Here is a 1,415-nt window from a genome sequence, read left to right as displayed (position 1 = left end):
CTCAACTTTCGGCGTTAGGTTTTAGTAATAAAACCTTGATAAACATAGGAAGAAGCTCAAAAAAGTAGTCATAAAAAATACAAAAACACCCCTATTTATGGTATAATAGTAATTAACAAGATCACTTAAATACCAATAAGAAAGGGATGTTTTTGTTGAATACTATTATACCACATAATTTAATTGAAGAAAAGAATCTTGACTCTAATATTGATAATTTTTTCAAAAAAATTGAACTTGTTAAAGCTCTAAGAATGTCTAATATCACTAAATTAAGAGGTGCTTCCTGTTTTCTAGTCTTTCAGGTTATATTTAAGCTTGTTTTTAGCGGTAAAAATCTTTATCAGCTTTTAACCAGTAAACCTGAAGATCTACCTTTTGGCAAGGATGTTATCTATGATTTCTTGAATTCCTGCAGCTATAACTGGAGAAAATTTCTCCTTATTTTAAGCTCTAAAATCATCAACAGTAAAATCTATTCTTTGACTTCTAAAAATAGAGTTAATGTCTTGATTTTTGATGATTCTCTTTACTCAAGATCAAGAAGTAAAGCTGTTGAATTATTAAGCAGAGTTCATGATCATGCTTCAGGTAAATATGTCAAAGGTTTTAGAATGTTAACTATGGGCTGGTCTGACGGTAATAGTTTTATTCCTGTTGCTTTCTCTCTTTTAAGTTCTACTAACCCCAATACTCAAATTAATGGTGTCAACGAGAATATTGATAAAAGAACTAATGGCTATAAAAGGCGTAAAGAAGCTCTTAAAAAGACTACTGAAACAATGTTTGATCTACTCAAAGGAGCAGTTAAATATGCCATTCCTGTAGATTATGTTCTTTTTGATAGCTGGTTTGCCTATCCTAAAGTTATTAAAAAAGTTTTAGGACACAATATGCAGGTTATCTGCAGATTAAAAGCAATGTACAGGGTTTATTATATCTACAAAGGTAAAAAACTAAATTTAAAAGATCTCTACAAAAAGCTCGATAAAGATCACAAAAATAGAGTTGTAGCCTCTGCTGTTGTCGGTCTTGGTAAAGATAAGAATGATAAAGAAATTAAAGCTAAAATAATCTTTGTTAAAAATGATAATGACAAAAGTCAATGGATAGCTTTATTATCCACTAACATAGATCTAGATGCTGAGGAAATCATCAGAATCTACGGCAAACGCTGGGATATTGAAGTGTTTTTTAAGATGAACAAATCATATCTGCGTTTAGCCAAAGAATTTCAGGGAAGAAGCTATGATTCAATGTTTGCTCACACCACAATAGTATTCACCAGATACATTATGCTGACTTTAGATGTCAGAAAAAATGAAGACGAAAAGACTTTTGGCGGTATGTTTTTTGAATACTGTGATGAGCTAAAAGATTTAAGTCATATTGAAGCATTATTTTTAATCATAGAC

1 protein-coding gene is annotated in these 1,415 nt (G+C 30.6%); it reads left to right on the top strand.

The genetic code is table 11. From position 1 onward, the window contains the following. Window positions 1-155: 155 nt before the first annotated feature. On the top strand, window positions 156-1,415 hold a 1,260-nt coding region (locus C8C76_RS14975; RefSeq protein WP_108143056.1), incomplete at its 3' end, for an IS4 family transposase.

This window comes from Halanaerobium saccharolyticum (assembly GCF_003053565.1).
Taxonomy (GTDB): domain Bacteria; phylum Bacillota; class Halanaerobiia; order Halanaerobiales; family Halanaerobiaceae; genus Halanaerobium; species Halanaerobium saccharolyticum_B.
The sequence above is the reverse complement of the archived record's forward strand: the minus strand, read 5'-3'. Positions and strand labels throughout refer to the sequence as shown.